The organism is Saccharopolyspora mangrovi, assembly GCF_035320975.1.
Taxonomy (GTDB): Bacteria; Actinomycetota; Actinomycetes; order Mycobacteriales; family Pseudonocardiaceae; genus Saccharopolyspora; species Saccharopolyspora mangrovi.
Genome location: NZ_JAWLNX010000002.1, coordinates 57396 through 80407 on the forward strand (window position 1 = coordinate 57396; position 23012 = coordinate 80407).

22 protein-coding genes are annotated in these 23012 nt (G+C 70.4%); 19 read left to right on the forward strand and 3 right to left on the reverse strand.

The annotated features are described in order from the left end of the window. Positions 1-68: 68 nt before the first annotated feature. On the forward strand, positions 69-1052 hold the full coding sequence (locus R4I43_RS02875) for an aldo/keto reductase (RefSeq protein WP_324263915.1): 984 nt from the start codon (positions 69-71) through the stop codon (positions 1050-1052). A gap of 53 nt (positions 1053-1105) precedes the next feature. On the opposite strand, the gene R4I43_RS02880 is transcribed toward R4I43_RS02875, so the two are convergent. After that, positions 1106-2209, reverse strand: coding sequence for a VIT1/CCC1 transporter family protein (locus R4I43_RS02880; RefSeq protein ID WP_324263916.1), 1104 nt, complete (start codon positions 2207-2209; stop codon positions 1106-1108). Between the two features lie 189 nt (positions 2210-2398). On the opposite strand from R4I43_RS02880, the gene R4I43_RS02885 reads away from it, so the two are divergent. From R4I43_RS02885 to R4I43_RS02930, 10 genes are all read left to right on the forward strand, one after another. Then, positions 2399-2584 carry a hypothetical protein gene (locus R4I43_RS02885; protein ID WP_324263917.1) on the forward strand — a complete coding sequence of 62 codons (186 nt, stop codon included), beginning with the start codon at positions 2399-2401 and terminating at the stop codon, positions 2582-2584. 83 nt (positions 2585-2667) lie between these two features. After that, on the forward strand, positions 2668-4305 hold the full coding sequence (gene qcrB / locus R4I43_RS02890) for a cytochrome bc1 complex cytochrome b subunit (protein ID WP_324263918.1): 1638 nt from the start codon (positions 2668-2670) through the stop codon (positions 4303-4305). A 43-nt stretch (positions 4306-4348) separates the two neighbouring features. Then, the gene (locus R4I43_RS02895) at positions 4349-5263 is read left to right on the forward strand and encodes a ribonuclease Z (protein ID WP_324263919.1); all 915 of its coding nucleotides are present in this window, start codon (positions 4349-4351) and stop codon (positions 5261-5263) included. 98 nt (positions 5264-5361) lie between these two features. Further along, positions 5362-5871: a mycothiol transferase gene (locus R4I43_RS02900; protein ID WP_324263920.1), complete on the forward strand. Its 510-nt coding sequence runs from the start codon at positions 5362-5364 to the stop codon at positions 5869-5871. Between the two features lie 39 nt (positions 5872-5910). After that, positions 5911-6396, forward strand: a complete 486-nt coding sequence (locus tag R4I43_RS02905) for a DnaJ family domain-containing protein (protein WP_324263921.1) — start codon at positions 5911-5913, stop codon at positions 6394-6396. Positions 6397-6593: 197 nt separating this feature from the next. Further along, positions 6594-7082, forward strand: a complete 489-nt coding sequence (locus R4I43_RS02910) for a winged helix-turn-helix domain-containing protein (protein ID WP_324263922.1) — start codon at positions 6594-6596, stop codon at positions 7080-7082. Positions 7083-7159: 77 nt separating this feature from the next. Next, positions 7160-8455, forward strand: a complete 1296-nt coding sequence (locus R4I43_RS02915) for a hypothetical protein (RefSeq protein WP_324263923.1) — start codon at positions 7160-7162, stop codon at positions 8453-8455. Between the two features lie 330 nt (positions 8456-8785). Continuing rightward, entirely contained in the window at positions 8786-9766 is a 981-nt protein-coding gene (locus tag R4I43_RS02920; RefSeq protein WP_324263924.1) for a LacI family DNA-binding transcriptional regulator, read from the forward strand. A 24-nt stretch (positions 9767-9790) separates the two neighbouring features. Next, positions 9791-11263, forward strand: coding sequence for a mannitol dehydrogenase family protein (locus R4I43_RS02925; RefSeq protein ID WP_324263925.1), 1473 nt, complete (start codon positions 9791-9793; stop codon positions 11261-11263). 53 nt (positions 11264-11316) lie between these two features. Then, on the forward strand, positions 11317-12630 hold the full coding sequence (locus R4I43_RS02930; protein ID WP_324263926.1) for an MFS transporter: 1314 nt from the start codon (positions 11317-11319) through the stop codon (positions 12628-12630). 548 nt (positions 12631-13178) lie between these two features. Here R4I43_RS02930 and R4I43_RS02935 read toward each other — a convergent pair. Next, the gene (locus R4I43_RS02935) at positions 13179-13499 is read right to left on the reverse strand and encodes a chorismate mutase (RefSeq protein ID WP_324263927.1); all 321 of its coding nucleotides are present in this window, start codon (positions 13497-13499) and stop codon (positions 13179-13181) included. A 245-nt stretch (positions 13500-13744) separates the two neighbouring features. After that, positions 13745-15346 carry a purine-cytosine permease family protein gene (locus R4I43_RS02940; protein WP_324263928.1) on the reverse strand — a complete coding sequence of 534 codons (1602 nt, stop codon included), beginning with the start codon at positions 15344-15346 and terminating at the stop codon, positions 13745-13747. Positions 15347-15786: 440 nt separating this feature from the next. Here R4I43_RS02940 and R4I43_RS02945 point away from each other — a divergent pair, with 440 nt between their 5' ends. From R4I43_RS02945 to R4I43_RS02980, 8 genes are all read left to right on the forward strand, one after another. Next, the gene (locus R4I43_RS02945; protein WP_324263929.1) at positions 15787-16224 is read left to right on the forward strand and encodes a hypothetical protein; all 438 of its coding nucleotides are present in this window, start codon (positions 15787-15789) and stop codon (positions 16222-16224) included. Between the two features lie 264 nt (positions 16225-16488). Further along, complete coding sequence (locus R4I43_RS02950) at positions 16489-17460, forward strand: phytoene/squalene synthase family protein (RefSeq protein WP_324263930.1); 972 nt, start codon at positions 16489-16491, stop codon at positions 17458-17460. Between the two features lie 40 nt (positions 17461-17500). Beyond that, the gene (locus R4I43_RS02955) at positions 17501-17842 is read left to right on the forward strand and encodes a lycopene cyclase domain-containing protein (protein ID WP_324263931.1); all 342 of its coding nucleotides are present in this window, start codon (positions 17501-17503) and stop codon (positions 17840-17842) included. After that, positions 17839-18180, forward strand: coding sequence for a lycopene cyclase domain-containing protein (locus R4I43_RS02960; protein ID WP_324263932.1), 342 nt, complete (start codon positions 17839-17841; stop codon positions 18178-18180). Before R4I43_RS02955 ends, R4I43_RS02960 begins: the two co-directional genes overlap by 4 nt. After that, entirely contained in the window at positions 18177-18929 is a 753-nt protein-coding gene (locus R4I43_RS02965) for a class I SAM-dependent methyltransferase (protein ID WP_324263933.1), read from the forward strand. The genes R4I43_RS02960 and R4I43_RS02965 overlap by 4 nt, the downstream gene beginning before the upstream one ends. Beyond that, complete coding sequence (locus R4I43_RS02970) at positions 18919-20487, forward strand: FAD-dependent oxidoreductase (protein WP_324263934.1); 1569 nt, start codon at positions 18919-18921, stop codon at positions 20485-20487. Before R4I43_RS02965 ends, R4I43_RS02970 begins: the two co-directional genes overlap by 11 nt. Further along, positions 20484-21494 carry a DUF5914 domain-containing protein gene (locus R4I43_RS02975; RefSeq protein WP_324263935.1) on the forward strand — a complete coding sequence of 337 codons (1011 nt, stop codon included), beginning with the start codon at positions 20484-20486 and terminating at the stop codon, positions 21492-21494. Before R4I43_RS02970 ends, R4I43_RS02975 begins: the two co-directional genes overlap by 4 nt. 116 nt (positions 21495-21610) lie before the next feature. Beyond that, on the forward strand, positions 21611-22969 hold the full coding sequence (locus R4I43_RS02980) for a cryptochrome/photolyase family protein (protein ID WP_324263936.1): 1359 nt from the start codon (positions 21611-21613) through the stop codon (positions 22967-22969). Positions 22970-23012: the final 43 nt, after the last annotated feature.

The window sequence follows — 23012 nt, forward strand, 5'->3', positions numbered from 1 at the left end:
GTGAGCTCTGCTAACTACCGGGACTAGGCTGGTCACCACCAACACCAACGCGATCAGGAGTCGATTTCGTGTCTGCCACTCCCCCACGCCGCAGGCTCGGCCGCAACGGCCCCGAGGTCAGCGCCATCGGTTACGGCGCGATGGGCTTGTCCGGCGTCTACGGGGCCGCCGACGACGCCGAATCCGCGCGACTGCTGGACGAGCTGCTCGATCTCGGGGTGAGCTTCCTCGACACCGCCGACGTCTACGGCGACGGGCACAACGAGCAGCTCATCAGCGGGCTGCTGGCCAAGCGGCGCGATGAGGTCGTGCTGGCCACCAAGTTCGGTGCGAACAAGGAGACCGGTGGCGGCAGGCCCGAGTACGTCCGGCAGGCCGTGGACGCGAGCCTGTCGCGGCTGGGCACCGACCACATCGACCTCTACTACCTGCACCGGCTCGACCGCACCACGCCGATCGAGGACCCCGTGGGGGCGATGGCCGAGCTGGTCGCCGAGGGCAAGATCGGCCACATCGGGCTCTCGGAGATCAGCGCCGCGACGCTGCGCCGCGCTCACCAGGTGCACCCGATCACCGCGGTGCAGCAGGAGTACTCGCTGTTCACCCGCGACCCCGAAGCCGAGCTGCTGCCGGCGACCCGCGAACTGGGCGTGAGCCTGGTGGCCTACTCGCCGCTGGGGCGCGGCGTGCTCACCGGCGCGTTCTCCAGCGTCTCCGACGTGGAGAACCTGGAGGTCCGCAAGCAGCGCTACCCCCGCTTCGAGGAGGAGAGCCTGCGGCGCAACATCGAGCTGACCCGGCCGTTGCGCGAGCACGCCGAGAAGCTCGACATCACCCCGGCGCAGCTGGCGCTGGCGTGGCTGCTGGCCCAGGGCGAGGACGTCCTGCCGATCCCGGGCAGCCGCCGCATCGAACGCGTCCAGGCCAACATCCAGGCAGCCGGCGTGACCCTCACCCCCGAGCTGGTGGCGGAGCTGTCCGAGCAGTTCCCGCCCGGCACCGCCGCAGGCGAGCGCTACCACCCGGACGGAATGTCCAGGCTGGACCGCTGACCTACCCGGTCGTGGTCAACGGGCCCACCCCGTCGACCACGACCGCGGCCTGGTCAACCGACGGTGGCGCCGAAGAGGACTCCGAGCAGGTAGGTGACCGCTGCTGCTCCCAAGCCGATGGCGAGCTGGCGCAGAGCGCGGGGCAGCGGCGAAGCGCCGGAGAGGACGCCGACCGTGGCACCGGTGAGCATCAGGGCCAAACCGACCAGGACGACGGCCAGCACGACCGCCATGAGACCGGTGAAACCGACCGCGAAGGGCAGCACCGGGACCAGGGCTCCTGAAGCGAAGAACACGAAGCTCGACACCGCAGCCTTCATGGCCGTGCCCACCACGTCGTGGCCGTCGGCGGACTCGGCTGGTGCCTCGGCGCTCCCCTCCTGCGGTTCGGCTTCGGCGGGCAGCTTGAGCTGGAACTCCCGCAGCAGGGCGTCGGCGCGGCGCTGGGCCTCGTCCTCGTCCATGCCCCTGGCCCGGTAGACCAGGGCGAGCTCGTTGGCGTCCACGTCGAGGTAGGGCACGACGGCGCGCGCCTGCGGGTCCGGGGTCGCCGCGGCGAGCAGTTCGCGCTGCGAGCGGACCGAGATGTACTCGCCCGCCCCCATCGACAGCGCACCGGCCAGCAGCCCCGCCAGGCCGGTCAGCAGCACCACGTCGGCGGGCAGGTTGCCGCCGATCACGCCCAGCACCAGCGCCAGGTTGCTGACCAGGCCGTCGTTGGCGCCGAAGACCGCCGCGCGGAACGAACCCGACACGCGGGCGCGGCCGCGGGCCGCCAGCGCGCGCACGACCTCCTCGTGGATGCGTTCGTCGGCGGCCATCGAGGCCGGGACGTCCTGGTCGTAGCGGTAGGGCGAGCGGCTCTCAGCGCGCTGGGCCAACGCCAGCACGAACACCGAGCCGAAGCGGCGGGCCAGCGCCACCAGGATGCGCATCCGGAACTGGCCGCGCCGGTGCGGGCCGATCTCGTCGCCGAGCAGGTCCTCCCAGTAGCGGGCGTGACGTTCCTCGGCTTCGGCAAGGCCCAGGAGGATCTCGCGTTCCTCGCCGGTGCGGCGCGCGGCCAGGCTCCGGTAGACGCGGGCTTCCTCGCGCTCGTCGGCGAGCCGGCGCCGCCAGCGGCGGACCGAACGACCATCGGTGATCTTGTCCTGCACGCGTGCAGCCTCCCAGCGCCGACACGCCGTCACCACTCGACCCACCGCAGGGCATCCCGGTTCCCCGGCACCGCCGTTGGCACGCACGTCCCAGTCGTGACACGCGTGACCCCGACGCGTGACGGTTGGGGCGGGTGTGGGAGGTAGGGTTCCTGCGGCGCGCCGGGCGGACCGACGGAGGCTGATCGCATGAACCCCAAAGCCGTGACCGTGATCGTGATTCTGGTGGTGCTGGTCTGCGGCTCACTGCTGGTGCGCGACCCCGTCTCGGCCGCCGAGGCGGTGCGCAACGCCTTCACCACGATCGTGGCCGCGCTGACCACGGTGGTGAGCTCGCTGACGACCTTCTTCCAGACCCTGTTCCAGGGCAACTAGCACGAATTTCGGCTGCTCGGCAGCGCGGAACGCAGTAATCTGGGTCGGCAATGTCGTGAATTCCGGCGATGCCTGGAGTCGACATGAGCAAGCTGACGCAGCCGACGAAGCCAGAGAGCAAGCTGTCCCGGTCAGCGGCCGAAGGCGCCGACGAGCTGGACAAGCGCTTCCGCGCGGCACCGGGCATCAGGCGGCAGCTGAACAAGGTCTTCCCCACCAACTGGGGTTTCCTGCTCGGCGAGATCGCCCTGTACAGCTTCATCGTGCTGCTGCTGACCGGCACCTACCTGGCCTACTTCTTCGACCCGTCGATGGCCGAGGTGACCTACGACGGGAAGTTCACCAACCTGCGCGGCGTGGAGATGTCGCGGGCGTTCGAAAGCACGCTCGACATCTCCTTCGAGGTCCGGGGCGGGTTGTTCGCCCGCCAGCTGCACCACTGGGCCGCGTTGATCTTCATGGCCGGGATCGTGGCGCACATGTTCCGGATCTTCTTCACCGGTGCGTTCCGGCGCCCGAGGGAGACGAACTGGCTCATCGGCGTCAGCCTGTTCGTGCTGGGCATGTTCGAGGGCTTCATCGGCTACTCGCTGCCCGACGACCTGCTCTCCGGCACCGGCCTCCGCATCGCCTCCGGCATCCTGCTGTCGATCCCGGTCATCGGCACCTGGCTGCACTGGCTGCTGTTCGGCTCGGAGTTCCCGGGCACCGAGATCATCCCGCGCTTCTACCTGTTCCACGTGTTCCTGCTGCCCGGCATCATCCTGGCGCTGGTGGCCGCTCACCTGGCGATCGTGTGGTACCAGAAGCACACCCAGTACCCGGGTCCCAAGCGCACCGAGTCCAACGTGGTGGGCGTGCGGATCATGCCGGTGTTCGCGGTGAAGTCCAGCGGGTTCTTCCTGGTCGTCACCGGCGTGCTGGCGATCATGAGCGGCATCTTCCAGATCAACTCGATCTGGAACTTCGGTCCCTACGTGGCCTCGCAGGTCTCGTCCGCCTCCCAGCCCGACTGGTACATGATGTGGACCGACGGGATGGGCCGGTTGTGGCCGCCGTGGGAGCTCTACCTCGGGCCGTTCACCATCGGCGCCCCGTTCTTCCCGCTGATCCTGGGCATGGGCCTGGTGTTCACCATCGCCGCGATGTACCCGATGCTGGAGCGCAAGCTCAGCGGCGACGACGCCCACCACAACCTGCTGCAGCGCCCGCGCGACAACCCGGTGCGGACCTCGCTGGGTGCGATGGCGATCGCGTTCTTCGTCGTGGTGCTGATCTCCGGGATGAACGACATCGTCGCCTTCGTGTTCGGGCTGTCGCTGAACATGATGACCTGGGCCGGTCGCATCGGCGTGCTGCTGCTGCCACCGCTGGCCTACTACCTCACCTACCGGATCTGCCTCGGTCTGCAGCGAGGCGACCGCGAAGTCCTCGAGCACGGCGTGGAGACCGGCATCGTCAAGCGGCTGCCGCACGGCGAGTTCATCGAGGTGCACCAGCCGCTGGGTCCGGTCGACGAGCACGGGCACCCGGTGCCACTGGCCTACCAGGGCGCTCCGGTGCCGAAGAAGATGAACAAGCTCGGTGCCGCGGGACGTTCGGTGCCCGGCAGCCTGCTGCGCCCCGATCCGCCGGAGGAGACTTCCGCGCTGGAGGCCGCGCAGGAACACGAGGAGGAATCCGAGGTGAAATCCGGTCGACCAGGCCCACCCGAGTCGTGAGGTCCGCTCCGCGCCGGCGGGCCGGGCGCATAGGGTTGCCGGCGTGTCCAACCGGGAACTCGTCGTGCTCGGCACGGCCAGCCAGGCGCCGACCCGCACCCGCAACCACAACGGCTACCTGCTGCGCTGGGACGGGATGGGGTTGCTGTTCGACCCGGGTGAGGGCACGCAGCGGCAGATGACCTTCGCCGGGGTCAGCGCCAACGACGTCGACCACCTGTGCATCACGCACTTCCACGGCGACCACTGCCTGGGCGTGCCCGGGGTGATCCACCGGATGTCGACCGACCGGGTGCGCGCTGCGGTGCACGCGCACTACCCGGCCTCGGGCGCGAAGTTCTTCCAGCACCTGCGCTACGCGTCGGCCTACGACGATTCGGTGCAGCTGGACGAGCACCCGATCACCCGCGACGGCACGATCGCGCGGGGCCGGTTCGGGACGGTGCGGGCGGTGCGCCTGGAGCACCGGATCGAGGCCTTCGGCTACCGGCTCGAGGAGCCCGACGGGCGCCGCATGCTGCCCGAGGAGCTGTCGCGGCTGGGCGTCCGCGGACCCGACATCGGGCGGTTGCAGCGCGAGGGTTCGGTGCCGGTCGGCGATCGGCGGGTGGAGCTGTCGGAGGTCAGCGAGGTGCGGGCCGGTCAGCGGTTCGCGTTCGTGATGGACACCCGGCTCTGCGACGGGGTGTTCGAGCTGGCCGCGGGCGCGGACATGCTGGTCATCGAGTCGACGTTCCTGCAGCAGGACGCCGATCTCGCCGAGCGCTACCGGCACCTGACCGCCGCCCAGGCCGGGCGGGTGGCCGCCGACTGCGGGGTGCGGTGCCTGGTGCTGACGCACTTCTCGCAGCGCTACCCCGATCCGCGCCGCTTCCGCGAGGAGGCGGCGGAGGTGTTCGGCGGGCAGGTCGTGGTGGCCGCCGACCTCGACCGCATCCCGGTGCCGCCGCGCCGCTGAAACCCGAACACGCCGTGGCGGGTCCGATGCCGCGGCCGGTGGTGCGCCGTACCGTGTGCGCGCAAGCGGTTGCCACCGGATGTGAGGAGCAGGGCCGGATGACCAGCGCCGATGTGCTTGTCGATGCGTTCAGCCGGGTTCAGGAAGCGGTGCACGAGGCGGTCTCCGGCCTCGACGAGGAGCAGCTGGCGCACCAAATCGACCCCGAGGCCAACTCGATCGCGTGGTTGGTGTGGCACCTCGCGCGGGTGCAGGACGACCACATCTCCGACGTCGCCGAGACCGAGCAGGTGTGGCTGGTGCAGAACTGGGCGGCGCGCTTCGAGCTGCCGCTGGACGAGGAGGACACCGGCTACGGGCACGACGCCGAGCAGGTCGAGTCGGTGCGCGCCTCCGGCGAGCTGCTGACCGGCTACTACAACGCCGTGCACGAGCAGACGCTGCGGTTCATCACCGGCCTCAGCGACGCCGATCTGGACGAGGTCATCGACGCCACCTGGTCGCCGCCGGTCACCCTGGGGGTGCGGCTGGTGAGCGTGATCGCCGACGACCTGCAGCACGCCGGGCAGGCGGCGCTGCTCAACGGTTTCCTGCGCCGCAGCGCGTGATGGTGGCGGTCCGCGCCGGTGATGCAGGACAATCGCGGCATGGGCGAACGCAAGCCTCCTGGGGTCACGTTCGAGTCGTGGGTGGAGCGGCAGATCCGAACCGCGCAGGAACGCGGTGATTTCGACGACCTGCCCGGCGCGGGCAAGCCGCTGCCGGGCGCCGGTGCACCGCTGGACGAGCAGTGGTGGATCAAGCAGCAGATCCAGCGCGAAGGCATTTCCGGCGATGCGCTGCTGCCCACTCCCCTGCGGCTGCGCCGCGAGATCGAGCGGCTGCCGGAGACCGTGGCGGAGCTGACCACCGAGCAGGCGGTGCGCGAGGTCGCCGGGGAGCTCAACCGGCGCATCGTGGACCACCTGCGGTTCCCGGAGGGCCCGCGCGTGGCGGTGGCACCGGTCGAGGTCGACGCGCTGGTCGAGCAGTGGCGTTCCCAGCGTTCCCAGCGGTCAGATTCATCCGAGCCGGATTTTACGACCGCTCCGCAGCCCGACAAGCCCCGCAGACGCCGCTGGTTCCGCCGCTGAGCTGTGCGTTCCCACCGTGCGGGAGCGCTTTGACCAGATCAGTGGGAGCTGCTTCCATCTTGTGGCATGGCCTCGGGACCGCTGCTGGTGCAGCGTGCGCACATCGACCTGCTGTGGGTCGCCTCCGCTGCGTGTCCGCGCGGATGAGCTCTGCCGCTCCCGCCCGTTCACACCCCGCAGCGATGGAGAAACCTGCCATGACGCTGGAACCGACAGCAGCGGACTTCGCGCCGGAAGACGCCGGCCTGGTCGAGGTCACCGCCCGATTCGTGGTCACCCGCGAGGACCTGGGCCTGCTGGAACGAATCCTGACCCGCAACGCCCAACTGCGCGAGACGATCCCAGCGCAGTCCACGGTGGACGCCGCCCCGGTGCCCTCGCCGAAGCTGCGAATCCTGGTGGCGGCCAGGCAGATCATCCGCCCGGACGGCACGCACGTCCGCTTCACCCGCCTCGAGTTCGACCTGCTGCTGTTCCTCGCCCGCAACCCCGGCCGCGTGCACCACCGCAACACGCTGCTGGCCGCGGTCTGGGACTTCGCCAGCGAACCGCGCACCCGAACGGTGGATGTCCACGTCCGGCGGATCCGCACCAAGCTCGGCCCCGAGCTGGACCTGATCACCACCGTCAGGGGCGTGGGATATCGTCTCGATCACGCCGACCGCATCCGAATAGTCACCGACTAGCTCGATCGCGTTGACCGCGTGCACCGATCGCGCAATCCTGGTGAAGTTTCGTCGGCGAACCGAATCCGGGTGGCGACATGAGCGTGGTGATCGGCGTGCTGGTGCACGCGCGTCGCCAAGAGGTCTTCCGCCAGGCCGCGAGCACCATCACCGGCGCCACCCTGCGCTGGGCCGTCTACGACGACGCCGAGCAGGCGGGTGATCGGCTGCTGGAGCTGCTCGCCTCGCCCGGCGTGGACGGGATGCTCGTGGGTCCGCGCGCCCACGAGGCCGTGCGCGGGCAGTTGCCGGAGGAGCTCCCGGTGGCCGTAGCGCGGCCGGGCGCGCTGGAGCTGGCGCTGGCGGTGGCGCGGATGCGCGCCGACTTCCCCGAGCACCGCCGGGCCAGCGTCGACACCTTCGACCACCACGTGATCCAGGAGCTCGCCACCACTCTCGGGGTGCGGCACTCCGCGCTGCCCTACGCGCCCGGACAGCCCCTCGAGGAAGTCGTGGCCCACCACCGGGAGGCGTTGCGCAACGGTGGCGTGGTGATCACCCCGCGCCGGGAGGTCGCCGAGGCGCTGCGCGCGGAGGCCCCGGTGGTCGACTCCGAGCTGCTGGCGGCCTCGGTGCGCGAGCAGCTGCAGGACCTCCTGCTGCGGCTGCGGGCCGCCCGAGCCGAGGATCGCCGTTTCGCCGCAGGTGTTTTCCAGATCTGCGATGGTTCCGACGTGGAGGGTGCGCGGGCGCAGTTGCGCGAACTGCTGCTGCAGGACCCGAACCTGGCCGGGTCCTGGGTGGAGAACCGGGGCAAGCGCGGGCTGCTGCTGTTCGCGCACAAGGCGCTGCTGGAGCGCGCCACCTCCGACTGGCAGGTGGTTCCGGCGCTGCAGCAGGCCGAACACCGCATGGACGTGCGCATCGCCGCCGGGTTCGGGCTGGGTTCCTCGGTGCGGGCGGGGATTTCACTGGCCGATCGAGCCGCGGTGCGGGCCGAGGCCGAACCGCACTCGTGCGGGTTCGTGATCCAGGACAGCGGCGTGATCATCGGCCCGATCGGCGGCTCGGGGCGGCGCGCGGAGTTCGCCTACCGCGACCACAGCGCCGAGCTGGAGCGGATGGCCCGCGACGTGGGCCTGAGCCCGGCGACGCTGTCCCGGCTGGTGTCGCTGGAGCGCGAGTTGCACGGCCGGGCCGTCTCGCCCAGCGAACTGGCGACGCTGCTGGGCATCACCGATCCCAGCGGCAGGCGGCTGATCCGCAAGCTGGGCACCGCCGAGCTGGTCACCGCCGAGGGCAGCGCCCAGCCCACCCGGCGCGGCCGCCCCACGCGGTTGTACCGGCTCCGGCTCGGTGACGCCCTGGGCCGGTCGCAGTCCGCTCTCGACTAGCCGCCACGCGGCCAGGACGAGGGTGGCGCGAACGAGTCCGGCCTGCGGGCGACGCCGCTGTGGTGCAGTGGAGCAGTTCGGCGGCACGGCGCCGCGACCTAGGCCCCGAGGGTGGCCATGTCCTCGGGGATCGCTGGCCAGGCGGGTGATCGCACGTCCGGCGACAACCGATCCGGGTCCACTGTGGTCGCCACGATGACGCCGAGATCGGTCAGGCGTTGCGCCGCGCGCTGGAGGGTGGCTCGGCAAGAGAGTTGACAAGTTTGCGCAAGGTTGGTCAATATCTGCTCTGCCCGGTGCACGACCGGGGTGCACGAGAGCGGAGGGGCGATGGCGCCGACCTTGACCGACGTGGCCAAACGAGCCGACGTCGCGCTGTCCACCGCGTCGCGCGCGTTCAGCGACCCGCAGCGACTCGGCCCGGACACCTTGCGCAAGGTCCTCTCCGCCGCGCAGGAACTCGGCTACCAGGCCGCCGCCAAGGCCGGTGAGGCGCAGGTCGCCGGTTCCACCGTCGCGATGGTCGTGCCCGACATCGCCAACCCCGTCTACGGCACGCTGGTCAAGGCCGCCCAGGGCGAGGGACGGCGGCGCAGGCAGACCCTCGTGCTGCACGACACCGACCGCGACCCCGAGCGGGAGCGCGAGGCCATCGCCCACCTGCGCAGCCAGGTCGCGGCCATCGTGCTGTGCTCGTCGCGGCTGCCCGCCGACGAGCTCGTCGAGCTGTGCGGATCGACGCCGTCCGTGCTGATCAACCAGGAGCACGACGGCGTCGACTGCGTGCTCGCCGACGCCGCCGAGGGACTGCGCCAGGCCGTCGAGTACCTCGCCGCACTCGGCCACAAGCGCCTCGCGTTCGTCTCCGGATCCACCCACTCCTGGTCCAGCCCCCGCCGCGTGCAGCTCGTGCAGCAGCTCTCCGCCGAGGCGGGGATCGAGCTGAACGTGCTGGACTGGCAGGCCGAAACGGTCGCCGCCGGAACCGCGGTCGCCGCCAGCGTGCTGGCCACCGGCGCCTCCGCGGTGATCACCCACAACGACCTGGTGGCCTTCGGGGTCATCAAGGGCGCCCGCGCGCTCGGCGTCGAGGTGCCCGACGGGCTCAGCGTCATCGGCATCGACGACGTGGCGCTCACCGAGGTCTCCCGCCCGTCGCTGACCAGCATCTCCATCCCGTGGTCGAAGGCCGGCTCGCTCAGCGTGGAACTGCTCGGCCCCATCCTGGGCGGCCACCGCCCGCCGCCGCGCAAGCACCTGCTCCCCGCGCAGCTCGTGGTGCGCGACTCCACCGCTCCCGCTTCCCGCTGACCCCTGCCCACCGATTGGTTCGCCATGCAACGACTCAACGCCTCCACCACGCCGGTACCAGCCCTGCAGCACCACCGGTCGCTGGGCGCGCCCGGCATCGTCCACCTCGGACTCGGCAACTTCCACCGCGCCCACCAGGCCGTGCACACCGCCCGCGCGCTGGAGCACACCGAGGGGCCGTGGGCGATCGTCGGCGTGGCCAACTCCTCGGCCACCGTCGCCGAGGCGATGCGCGCCCAGGACATGCGCTACGGGGTCGTGGAGATCTCCCCGGAGCGCACCGAGGTCGGCGTGCCGGCCGTGCACAGCGACGTGCTGGTGGCCGCGCAGCAACCCGACGCGGTGCTGGCCGCGCTGGCGGCGCAGGAGACGCGCATCGTCACGCTCACGATCACGGAGAAGGGGTACAGCTACTCGCCGCGCACCCTGAGCCTCGACCTCGACAACGCCGACGTGCGCGCCGACCTGGCCGGAGGAGCGCCGCGCACCACGATCGGCCGGCTGGCCCGGGCGCTGCAGCGCCGCGCCGCCACCCACGCCTCCCCGGTGGCGATCCTCAGCTGCGACAACCTCACCGGCAACGGCGAGCTCACCGGCCGCCTGGTGCGCGAGTTCGCCGAGGCGCTGCCCGCCCCCGAGCGCGAGGACCTGCTGGCCTACCTGCGCTCCTCGGTGAGCTTCCCGAACGGCATGGTGGACCGGATCGTGCCCGCGACCACCGACGCCTACCGCGAGGCCGTGGCCGAGCGGCTCGGCCTGCGCGACGAGGTCCCGGTCCCGGCCGAGCCGTTCAGCATGTGGGTGCTGGAGGACCGCTTCACGGCAGGGCGGCCCGCGTGGGAGCACGGCGGGGTCACCTTCACCGACGACGTCGAGCCCTACGAGCTGATGAAGCTGCGGCTGCTCAACGGCACCCACTCGCTGATCGCCTACCTGGGCGCGCTGGACGGCTGCGACCTCATCGCCGAGGCCACCGCCCGCCCGCACATCGCCGAGGCCGCGCGTGAGCTGATGCGCGCCGATTACCTGCCGACCCTGACGATGCCCGCAGGCATCGACTTCGAGGACTACTCCGCGCAGCTGTTCACGCGCTGGAGCAACACCGCGCTGGGCCACCGCACCCGGCAGGTCGGTTCGGACGGGTCGACCAAGCTCGCCCAGCGCGTCCCGGAACCGGCGGCGCTGCACCTCAAGGCCGGCCGGGTGCCGCAGCACCTCGCGCTGTGCGTGGCCGCCTACCTGCGCGCCACCACCGCCCCGGAGACCAGCGCGCACACCGCGGCGATGGTCGACCCGGCCGCCGAGCGGCTGCGCGCCGCGCACGCCGAGGCCGCGGGCACGCGCGAGTTCGTCGCCGCCGCGCTGCGCGGCGAACTGCTCGGCGACGAACTCGCCGCGCACCAGGAGTTCCAGACGCGGGTGGCCGAGCTCGTCGACGTGCTCGCCGCCCACGGGGTCGCCGCGGCGACCCGAGAAGCCCTGCAAGCCCAGAGATAACCGCAGCACGACCAGATTGCGTGGACCCGATGAGCGAACATAGAAGTTCCACTGTGGACACCACTGAGGCCCCGTCGGACCGCAAGGCCGTGCGGAGGGCGGCGTGGGCCGGACTGATCGGCACGACGCTGGAGCAGTACGACTTCGTCATCTACGGCACCGCTTCGGCTCTGATCTTCAGCAAGCTGTTCTTCCCGAACATCTCGCCGGTCGCCGGCATACTGGCGTCGTTCAGCGCCTACGCGGTGGGGTTCGCCGCGCGGCCCCTGGGCGGGCTGATCTTCTCCCGCTTCGGCGACAGGTTGGGCCGCAAGTGGGTGCTGGTGGCCACGCTGCTGCTGATGGGCGGATCCACCCTGGCCATCGGCCTGCTGCCGACCTATTCGCAGGTCGGGCTGCTGGCGCCGGTGCTGCTGGTGGCGTGCCGGTTCTTCCAGGGCATGGGTGCCGGTGCCGAGCAGGCCGGTGGCGCGACGCTGCTGACCGAGACCGCGGGCAGGGGCAAGCGGGGCTCGCTGGCCTCGCTGGTGATGACCGGTGCCGCGCTGGGCACCGCGCTCGGTGCGGTGGCCTGGATCCTCGCGCAGTCGCTGCCCGAGGAAGCGCTGATGAGCTGGGGCTGGCGGCTGGTGTTCGGCAGCAGCCTGCTCGTGACGATCGCGGCTCTGGTCATCCGGCGCAAGCTCCACGAGAGCCCGGTGTTCCAGGAGCTCAAGGAGCAGGTCGGCGAGACCAAGGCGCCGGTCGCCGAGACCTTCCGCAAGGGCCGCAAGCCGCTGCTGCTGGCGTTCTTCCTCAACGTCGGTTCCAACGCCCAGTCCTACACCTACCAGGTGTTCATGGCGTCCTACCTGGTCTCCTCGGTGGGCGTGGACAAGGCGTTCGTGCCGAAGGTGCTGCTGCTGGGCGCGATCTGCGGTGGCATCGCGGCGTTCGGGTTCGGCTCGCTGTCGGACGTGGTCGGCCGCAAGAGCGTCTACTCCACGATCATGGGTGCCCTGGTGCTGCTGCCGGTGCCGACGTTCATCGCGCTCAACACCGGTTCGCCGGTGGCGATCACGGTGGCGATCGTGCTCGGCTTCATCCTGGCCTGCCACGGCTCGGTGGGCGTGCAGATGAGCTACTTCCCGGAGCTGTTCGGCAACCGCTACCGCTACGCCGGCGTGGCGCTGAGCCGCGAGTTCTCCTCGGTGGTGGGCGGCGGTGTCGCGCCGCTGATCTGCGCCGGCTTGATGGCCGCCTTCGGCGGTTCGTGGATCCCGGTGGCGATCTACATGATGGTGATCATGGCGATCAGCTTCGCCGCTTCGCTGGTCGCCCCGGAGACCAAGGACCGCGACCTCAACATCGCCCAGGACGCGGCCTGATCCGACACCCACAGCGCGAAGCGGGCATCGGCCACCAGGCCGGTGCCCGTTTCGCGCACCTCGGGCCGTCCGGCCGAGGTGGCCTCGAGTTCGCATGTCATAGCCTCGCCGCGTGCGAACCGAGGTGCCCGCCGAGACCAACCCGCTCCCCCGCCCCGCCCGGCACGTGCTCACCGCGTGCGGCGTGCTCCTCCTGCTGTGGTTGTAGATCAGCTGCACCTCGCCGATGAGCTCACCGACGCGGTCGCCGACCATGTGCAGGCCGACGACGGGGCCGTCGGTCGCGCGGATGAGCTTGACCGTCGGGGCTCCGCAGGAACCGACAAGCACGCGGCGTCCTCGGGCACTGCGCAGCGGCGTTCTGAACGTGCTGATCTGCGACACCTTCCTCGCGCCCCATCCTGCACCGCACCACGAATGCGTAGGGACGCACCGTCATCCAGTCTGCGTCAACAGTGCCGGAGTCGATGACGTTGACTCGTAGGTTGCGGCCACCGAGCGAATCCCGTGATCAGCGCAGTTCGGCAACTGGCTGAACCTGTCTTGAGCTACCGAAGCTCGTCATTGTCGAGCGTGGCGTGGATGGCGAGCTCGGCATCGATGAAGGCTTTGATCATGGCGCGAAAGGTTGCTTCCACGACGTCAGGGTTGGCACCAGTCTCGACTGCGGCCGCACGTGCGCGCGTGATGATGTGGTCGATGCGTGGCTGCGGTCCTCGGACTTCAGCTTCATTCCGCTTGAACGTGGCGGCGCGCTGGACACACCTACCTCGGGCTGCGAGCAGGTCGACGAGTTTGCGGTCGACTTCGTCGATGTCAGCCCTGACCTGCTCGAGACTGTCGGATGCGTGGTCATTGGTGCCGGTCATGATCTCCTCCGTCGGGCATCCCATTCGGGCCGGCCGCACAGGAACGACCTCGTCGACCTGACCCGGTTCGCATGCTCGCACCGAGTTGATCTCTGATGAGACCTATTTTTGCCTTGCGCAACCCAGTGAAACGCACAGGTCTCAACTAGCCTGCCAAAGGCCCGGGCGTCAGCGATGTCCATGCGGTAGAGGCGCTCATGCCTAGACGATCGAGCGCCTCCCGCACCTTCTGCGGCGGGCCTCGATCAGGTTCCCGGTACCGAGGTGTCACGATCACCGGTTGCGCTGGCGAGGTTGTGCACCGGAGCGCTGACCGGTTGACCCCTGTCCGTGATCGGTGGGGTGTCGGCGTCTCTCGTTCGAGTCCAGCGCGGTCCTCGCGGGCCGAAGACGGCGCGCGGTTCGGGGTGCAGCCACAGCAGCGCGAGGTAGCTGGTGCCGGCCAGTGCCATCGACAGCGGAAGGCTGATGTCCACGCCGCCCGCGAGGTCGCCGAGCGGGCCGACGAACTGGTCGGGCACGTTGACGAAGGCCAGTCCGGCCGCCGCTGACAGCAGCCAGGCGGTCATGCCGCGCCAGTTCCAGCCGTGGTGGAACCAGTACCGGCCGCCGCGCTGGCGCCGGTTGAAGACCTGCAGGGCCTCCGGGTCGTACCAGCCGCGTCGGGTGAGGAACCCGAGGATCATCACCACCATCCACGGCGCCCCGCAGGTCACGATGAGCACCGCGAAGGTGGAGATGCTCTGCACTAGGTCGAAGCCGAACCGGCCGATGAAGATCAGCGCGATGGACACGACGCCGATCAGCACCGTGGCCTGCACCCGCGTGAACCGCGGGAACACGCTGGAGAAGTCCAGGCCGGTCCCGTAAAGCGCGGTCGTGCCGGTCGACATGCCCCCGATCAGAGCGATCAGGCACAGCGGCGCGAAGTACCAGGTCGGCGAGATGGCGAGCAGCCCACCGACGTAGTTAGGGGCCGCGGCCTCGAGGTACTCGGGCGCCTGCTGCGCGATCACCGTGGCGGTGCCCAGACCGAAGACGAACGGCACGACCGTGGCGACCTGGGCCAGGAAAGCGGCGGCGATGACCTGGCGTCCGGGTGTGCGCGCGGGGATGTAGCGCGACCAGTCCCCGAGGAACGCCCCGAACGACATCGGGTTGGCCATCACGATCAGAGCGGCACCGAGGAACGACGGCCAGAACACCGAAGGTGCCGCATCCGTCAGCGTTCCCGCGTACGACGGGTCGAAATCACCGCCGAAGGCGAACGCGCCGACCACGAACAGAGCTGTCGTCGCCACGACCGCGATCTTGTTGACCAGCAGCATCAACCGGAACCCGAACACGCACACTACCAGCACGAGCACCGCGAACAACCCGTAGGCGATCACCAAGCCGGAGGTGGACTGCGCCACGCCGAACAGCCGGGACGCAGCACCGACGAGAGCATCGCCGGAGCTCCAGACCGAGATCGAGAAGAACGTGATGGCCGTCAGCAGAGCCAAGAACGAGCCGACGATCCGGCCATGCACTCCGAGATGCGCAGAGGACGAAACAGCGTTGTTGGTCCCGTTCACCGGCCCGAACACCGCCATCGGGCACAGCACCAGCGCTCCGACCACGAGCCCGAGCAGGGTGGCGGCCAGACCGTGCCAGAACGACAACCCGAACAGGATCGGAAAAGCACCCAGCACAGCCGTGGCGAACGTGTTCGCGCCACCGAAGCTCAGCCGGAACAGATCCAGCGGCCGCGCCGTTCGCTCGGCGTCGGGAATGCGCTCGACCCCGTGCTGCTCGACTTCCATGACGGAAGGCGGCGGCACGGGCGATTTCGGCTGTTCCGTCATGTCGACATGATGAGGTACGCAACACAGACGCCGGCATTGGCAGAACCTCCAACAACACCCGCCACCATCAGCGAAAACCACAACCCCGCAGCGCACGTGTTGCCCAGGCAGTTCGCCTCTGTTGACGGCGGTGCGTTCAGGCCGCACGAGCCGCCCAAGGCGAGCCCGACCTGCCATCCATGCCCGCGTGATCACGACGCCGTTGACCTCGACGCGGCCGAGGTCAACGGCTCCGTCCGCGGTTACCGCTGCTACGGGCGCGCCACAAGGCTGTGCTCGTCGGCGCGGTGACGTCGATCGGTCCGGGGAACCTCATCGGAACGCCGCTGTGCCCGGGTGGACAGTGGAACACTGTCCTGGTGCACCCCGTTCCACCTCCTGCCGCGACCACCTTCGTCATCACCCGCACTCCGCACGCGTACCAGCGCGAACTCCGGCGCATGCGGCTCCCGATCATCGCCCAGGCCGTGGTGGTCGTCATCGAGTTGGCGGCAGGGGCCGCCCTCACCGCACTGGGAAGCATCGCTGGGTTCGTGTACTTCCCCCTCGCTCTGCTCTTTGCTCTTCTTCTCGGCCACCACCTGCGCGTGTACCGGGTGCACGCCGCGATGCGTGGTCTCCAGCTGGTCTTCGCCCCCGGCGGGGTGACCTACATTTCGGATGCGGGTACGTTCACAGCCCCCTGGTCTGCGGTCAAGCGAGTTCGCCTGCGGCGGGGCCGATGGCTCTCGGTGCGGGTGCCGCACTGGGGCGGCCCGATCGGTGGCTCCGGCCTGGCCGGTGACCTGATCATTCCGCTCGCAGACACCGGACTGAGCTGGCACGACATCCGTGGCGCGGTCACCCACATCAGCAATGGCACGGTGACACCGCACTGACGCTTGGACCAGTCGTTCCAAGCCGGGTGTGGGCGAACAGCCCGGTGATCAGCTCAGCGCGCAGGTCGCACGGTGAACGGCGACGAGATCGAGTCGCATCGCTCGTGCCACGTTCCTACCATCGTCCCGATCGCATTCGCGCCCCGATTCGAGATGAGCCGGGCTCAGGTTCCGGAGACGCCTGGCCGCGGACCGCGTTGCAGGAGTGGGACTGCCGCGCTCGTCGAGCGAGCGCGGCCCGATGCGAGCTGTGGGGAAGCACCCGTGAGCGATTCAGAACTCGACGCCGCCGGGATCACCGATCCCCGACTCCGCCAGGCGTACCAGCGGTGCCGCAGCCTGAACGCCCAGCACGGGCGGACCTACTTCCTGGCCACCCGGTTGCTCCCCAGGCCACGGCGACCGGCGGTGCACGCGCTGTACGGGTTCGCGCGTCGTGCCGACGACATCGTTGACGAGCCTGTGCCCCCGGACACCCGAGTCGATCGCAGCCGCGCGCTGGCAGAGCTGCGCAACGAGCTGCTGACAGGTCTCGACCAGGGCGAAAGTCGCGACGACCTGCTCGCTGCGGTGGTGCACACCGCCGGACAGCACGGACTGGACCGCACGCTGTTCGAGGACTTCCTGGCATCGATGCGCATGGACCTGTCGGTGCGCGACTACCCGGACCGCGCGGCCCTGAACCGGTACATGCGCGGGTCCGCGGAAGCCATCGGGCTGCAACTGCTCCCGGTGCTGGGTACCGTGAGCCCGCCCGAGCGCGCGGCACCGCACGCCGCAGCGCTGGGAAAGGCGTTCCAGTTGACCAACTTCCTGCGCGACGTCGCCGAGGACCTGGACCGCGACAGGGTCTACCTGCCAGCGGACGAGCTGGCCGTGCACGGCGTGGACCGAGAGCTGCTCCACTGGTGCAAGCAGCACCGGCGCACCGACCCCCGGGTTCGCCGCGCTCTGGCCGAGCAGCACGCCAAGACCGGGGAGATCTACCGATTCGCGCGAGCGGGAATCGCCTTGCTCGAACCGGTTTCACGTCCCTGCGTCGAGACGGCGTGCACCCTCTACGCCCGGATCCTCAACCGCATCGAGGACGAGGACTTCGCCGTCTTCCAGATCCGCGCGACGGTCGGACGCTGGCACCGAACCCGCGTCGCGACATCGGGGCTGATCCGGTCAACCCTGGCCAGGCGGACCAGCCGCGCACGGCGAACCGGCCAGCAGCGAAGGGAGGTCGCATGAGCGACCAGGCGCCAGTGGGCCCGCGATGACAGCCGATCCGATGCGATACCTGCTCGTCCTCGCCCTGTGCGTGGTCATCACCGCACCGCTGGAATTCCTCGGGGGCAGGGTCTACCGCAAGCCGGTGCGCACGATCAAGACCGTGCTGCCGGTCGCAGCGGTGTTCCTGGTCTGGGACGCGGTGGCCATCACCAGCGGTGTGTGGGCGCTCGACCCGCGTCGCGTCTCCGGGGTGGAAGCGCTCGGCCTCCCGATCGAGGAAGTGCTGTTCTTCTTCGTGATTCCGCTCTGCGCTCTGCTGACCTTCGGCAGCGTCGAGGCGCTGCTGACCGCATCCCGTCGAACGGGGCGCCCACGTGCCCGGAAGGAACGCGCGCCGTGATCGGGATCGGCTACACCCTGCCCGCCCTGCTGTCGGTACCAGCCGTGCTGCTGTGGGAGTGGACGTTGCTGCGCACGGGATTGTTCGCCAAGCCGAGCTACTGGGTGACGATGATCATCGTGCTCGGATTCCAGATCCCGGTCGACGGCCTGCTCACCCGGCTCGACGAGCCGGTCGTCGTGTACGCCGCGGAGCACGTCAGCGGCGTTCGGTTCCCGTGGGACATCCCGGTCGAGGACTTCCTGTTCGGATTCTCGCTGGTGACCTCCGTGCTGCTGCTCTGGGAACACCGGCGCCGCGCGGAAGCCTCGGTGCCCGAGGAAGGGGATGCGCGGTGAGAGCGGATGAGGCGCGTGCGGGCGGCCCCGCGGTGGTTGCGGCATTCGATGGTGCGGCCAACGCCTACGACCGGCTCGTCGCGGCCAACCCCGGCTACCACCGGCACCTGCGCTGCTCGGCCCGCCGCATGGGTTTGCCGGGGGCGGGTTCCGGGTTGCGGCTGCTCGACGCCGGGTGCGGGACGGGAGCGTCGACCGCGGCGCTGGCGGAGGTGTACCCGCACGCGGAGATCGTGGCGGTGGACGCCTCGGCGGCGATGCTGGATCGCGCGCGCCGCAAGGACTGGCCGGAATCGGTGCGGTTCCTGCACGCGCCGATCGAATCGCCGGGCACCGCCGTGGAGCACTACCCGTTCGACGGGATCTTCGCTGCTTACCTGATCCGCAACTTGCCCGACCCGGACGCGCAGCTGCGGGCGTTGCGAGGCCTGCTCCGCCCGGGCGGTTCGTTGGGTGTCCACGAGTACTCCGTGCGCGACTCGCTACCGGCGCGCGCCACGTGGAACGCGGTGTGCTGCGCTGTGATCATCCCCGCCGGTTTCGCCACCACCGGAGACGCCGCGTTGTTCCGCTACCTCCGGCGCAGCGTCGCGGAGTTCGACGGGGTGAACCGGTTCTGCCGCAGGCTCGGTGAGGCGGGCTTCACCGCGGTGCGCTCCGCGACGATGACGGGCTGGCAGCGCAACGTGGTCCACACGTTCGTCGCACGACGCCCGGCGGAAACGGATCGAGGTCACGATGGGCGTTGAGATCGGGACCGATCGCAAGATCGTCCGCCACCGGCCGCACCGCGCGCCGCAGGCGGCGAGAACCACCGGCCGTCGGCGGGTGGTCGTCGTCGGTGGCGGGATCGCGGGATTGAGCGCGGCGACCGGACTCGCCGAGCGCGGGGTGGACGTGCGGCTCATCGAGCGCGAACCCCATCTCGGCGGCAGGGCCGGTGGCTGGACCGAAGGGCTCGACGGCGGCGAGGAGATCGCCATGAGCCGCGGGTTCCACGCGTTCTTCCGGCAGTACTACAACCTCCGACAGCTGCTGCAACGCACCGATCCCAGGCTGGAGAGGTTGACCGCGCTGGAGGACTACCCGCTGCTGGACTCGTCCGGCCGGCTGGACAGCTTCCGAGGACTCCCCCGCACCCCGCCTTGGAACGCGGTCGCTTTCGCCCTCCGCAGCCCCACCTTCCGCAAGCGGGACCTGCTTCACCTGGATCCCCGCGCTGCGGCACCGCTGGGCAACGTCACCGTGCCGGGGACCTACCACCAGCTGGACCACGTCGACGCCGAGAGCTTCCTGCGGTCCATCAACTTCCCACCGGAAGCCCGGCACCTGGCGTTCGAGGTCTTCTCCCGCAGCTTCTTCGCACCCCCATCGCAGATGTCGGCCGCGGAACTCGCCGCGATGTTCCACATCTACTTCCTCGGCTCCACCGAGGGAATCCTCTTCGACGTCCCCAACGCCGGGTTCGACCGGAGCCTGTGGACACCGCTGCAGAAGTACCTGACCGACCGCGGCACCAAGTTCCTCACGGGCACCGCCGTCCAGCGGATCGATCTCGTCGAAGGCCGACGGGCGTTCGAGGTGCACGACGACGCGGGGCGCACTGAGCACGCCGACGGCGTGGTCCTGGCCGCCGACGTGGCCGGTCTCCGCGAGATCGTCGACGCCTCCCCGACGCTGCACGCACCGCACTGGACCGAATCGGTGCGCAGCATACGAACGGCGCCGCCGTTCTTCGTCCACCGCCTGTGGCTCGACGCCCCGGTGGCGCCACACCGCCCCGCGTTCCTGGGCACGGCCGGGCGCGCGCCGTTGGACAACATCAGCGTCCTTGACCGCTACGACCGCGACGCACAAGACTGGGCGACCCGCCACGGGGGTTCGGTCGTCGAGCTGCACGCCTACGCGATACCCGCAGATCGCGGCCCCGACCGGAAGGCCACCGATCGGCTGCGCAGGGACCTGGTGCGCCGCTTGCACGAGATCTACCCGGAGACGGCCAGAGCCGGCGTGCTCGCCGAATCCTTCCTCTGGCGGGAGGACTGCCCGATGTTCGGGTTGGGGGACTTCGCTCGGCGGCCGGGCGTGGCCACCCCGCATCCGGGCCTGGTGCTGGCCGGCGACGGGATCCGGATCGACCTGCCGGTGGCGCTGATGGAGCGCGCGGCCACCACCGGTTGGCACGCCGCGAACCGCCTGCTCGAACGATGGGGCCTGCCAGGCCACGACCTGTTCTCGGTGCCGACGGCAGGACGATCGGCCGTGCTCCGCTGGCTCGCCGCACGCGTGACGGAGGGTGGTTCATGAGGGCTTGGCACGCGCTGGATCGGCACTGGCCCCGGCGTTGGCCCCTGCAACCGGTCCTGGAGAGCGGCTGGACCGACCAGGAGCCGACCTACCGGGACGCCGAGCCGGCGATCATCGACGCAGCGCTCAAGAGGGCCGAGGCGAGACCGTCCGGGAACTGGTACGTCTTCGCCCCCAGCGGGCACGTCAGTGCCGAACGTCCCCGCGGATTCCGGGTCGCCGGGACCGAACTGGTCGCCTGGCGCGACTCGCAGGGGACGCTGCACGTGGGACCCGGCAGCTGTCCTCATCTCGGCGCACCGCTGAGCGAAGCCGCGGTGGACTGCGACGCGCTGGTGTGCCGATGGCACGGGCTCCGCGTGGGTCCGGGCGCCGGGCGGGGCTGGAAACCGTTGCCGTGCCACGATGACGGTGTTCTCGCGTGGGTGCGCCTCGACCCCGTCGGCGGTGAGGAGCCGTTGGCCGGACCGGTCCTGGCCGAGCGGCCTCCCGAGTCCACCCGCATCGCGGCCGTGACCTCCGTGGTGGGGGTGTGCGAACCGTCGGACATCATCGCCAACCGGCTGGATCCCTGGCACGGTTCCTGGTTCCACCCCTACTCGTTCGCCCGGCTGAAGGTGCTCAGCGCCCCACCGCCGGTCCTCGACGACCAGGTCGAGGACCGGTTCCTGGTGGAGGTGACCTTCCGCGTCGCAGGCCGGTTCGGCGTGCCGGTGCGCGCGGAGTTCACCTGCCCGGAGCCGAGGACCGTGGTCATGCGCATCGTCGAGGGCGAAGGGACTGGAAGCGTGGTGGAAACGCACGCAACACCGCTCGGACGGGCAGCCGACGGCCGGTTCAGGTCGGCGGTCATCGAGGCGGTCGTGGCCGATTCACCCCGTCCCGGCTTCGCGGTCGCCCGACGCGCCGCGTCCGCGCTCCGTCCGCTCATGAGGCGCACGGCGAAACGGCTGTGGCGCGACGACTTGGCCTACGCTGAGCGGCGTTACGCGCTGCGGAACCGATGAGACCACCACCGCCTTCCCGCCGGTCCCACCGCGAAGGAGCCCCGTCCATCTGACAACCGGCACTCAGCGACCCGATCCGGGCGCCGCCACTCCTCCCCCACCGGAGCATCCCGCCGATGTCCACCACCGCGATCGTCGTGTTCACCCGTGACCTGCGCGTGCACGACAACCCGGTGCTCGCCGCGGCCGCCGGTGCCGACCACGTCGTGCCGCTGTTCGTGCACGACGAGAAGCTCGCGGCGACCGGGTTCGCCACCGGCCCCCGCAGCCGCTTCCTCGCCGAGTGCCTCGCCGACCTCGACGCGCAGTTGCGCGAGCGCGGTGCGGCGCTCGTCCGGCGCGAGGGCGACCTGGTCGCCGAAGTGGCCCGGCTCGCCCACGAGGTCGATGCCACCGCGGTGCACATCGCCGCCGACGCGTCGGCTTTCGCCGTCCGGCGACAGCAGCGGTTGGCCGAGGCGCTGACCGCCCAGCGGTACGAGCTCACGGTCCACGACGCGGTGCACACCGTGCTGGCAGCCGGAGCGATCACGCCGCAGGGCAACGACCACTTCGCGGTGTTCACCCCGTACCACCGCCGCTGGGCGGACGCGGCACGCCGGAGCATCGCAACCGCTCCTCACCGCATGCGGTTGCCCCCGGGCGTGTCCGCCCCGGAGTCCGGGACGGCGGGAACCAGCTCCGGTGTGCCCGGCGGGGAGACCGAAGCTCGCCGCCGGGCACACCGGTGGCTCAGCGACGACGCCGACCGCTACCACGACCGCCACGACGATCTCGCCGCCGAACGCGGGACCTCCCGGCTCTCTCCCTACCTGCACTTCGGGTGCCTGTCCGCGCTCGAGCTCGCCGCCGAGGCCGGTGCCCGCCACACCGAAGGCGCCGATGCCTTCGTCCGCCAACTGGCCTGGCGCGACTTCCACTTCCAGGTGCTGGCGGCCCGCCCGAACTCGTCCCACGAGGACTACCGCTCGCGCGCCGACGCGTGGCGCGACGATCCAGACGCACTCCAATCCTGGCAGGAGGGCCAAACCGGGATCCCGATCGTCGACGCCGGGATGCGGCAGCTGGCCGCCGAGGGCTGGATGCACAACCGCGCCCGGCTGATCACGGCCAGCTTCCTCACCAAGACGCTCTACCTCGACTGGCGCGCTGATGCGGCGCACTTCCAGCAACACCTGCTCGACGGCGACATCGCCAACAACCAGATGAACTGGCAGTGGGTCGCGGGCACCGGCACCGACACGCGCCCGAACCGCGTCCTCAACCCGCTGCGGCAGGCCGAACGCTACGACCCCACCGGCGACTACGTGCGCCGCTGGGTTCCGGAACTCGCCGACCTCGACAACCCGCGCGAGGCGCACCAGCCCTGGCGACTCGGGCCGACGGCGCTGCGCGAGATCGGCTACGCGACCCCGATCGTCGACCTCGAGGCCGCGCGCGAGCGCTTCCAGCAGCACCGCCAGGTCAGCCGCTGAAACACCGGCACGGGAGGCGTGCCCGCGCGCCCGGGAACTGCCA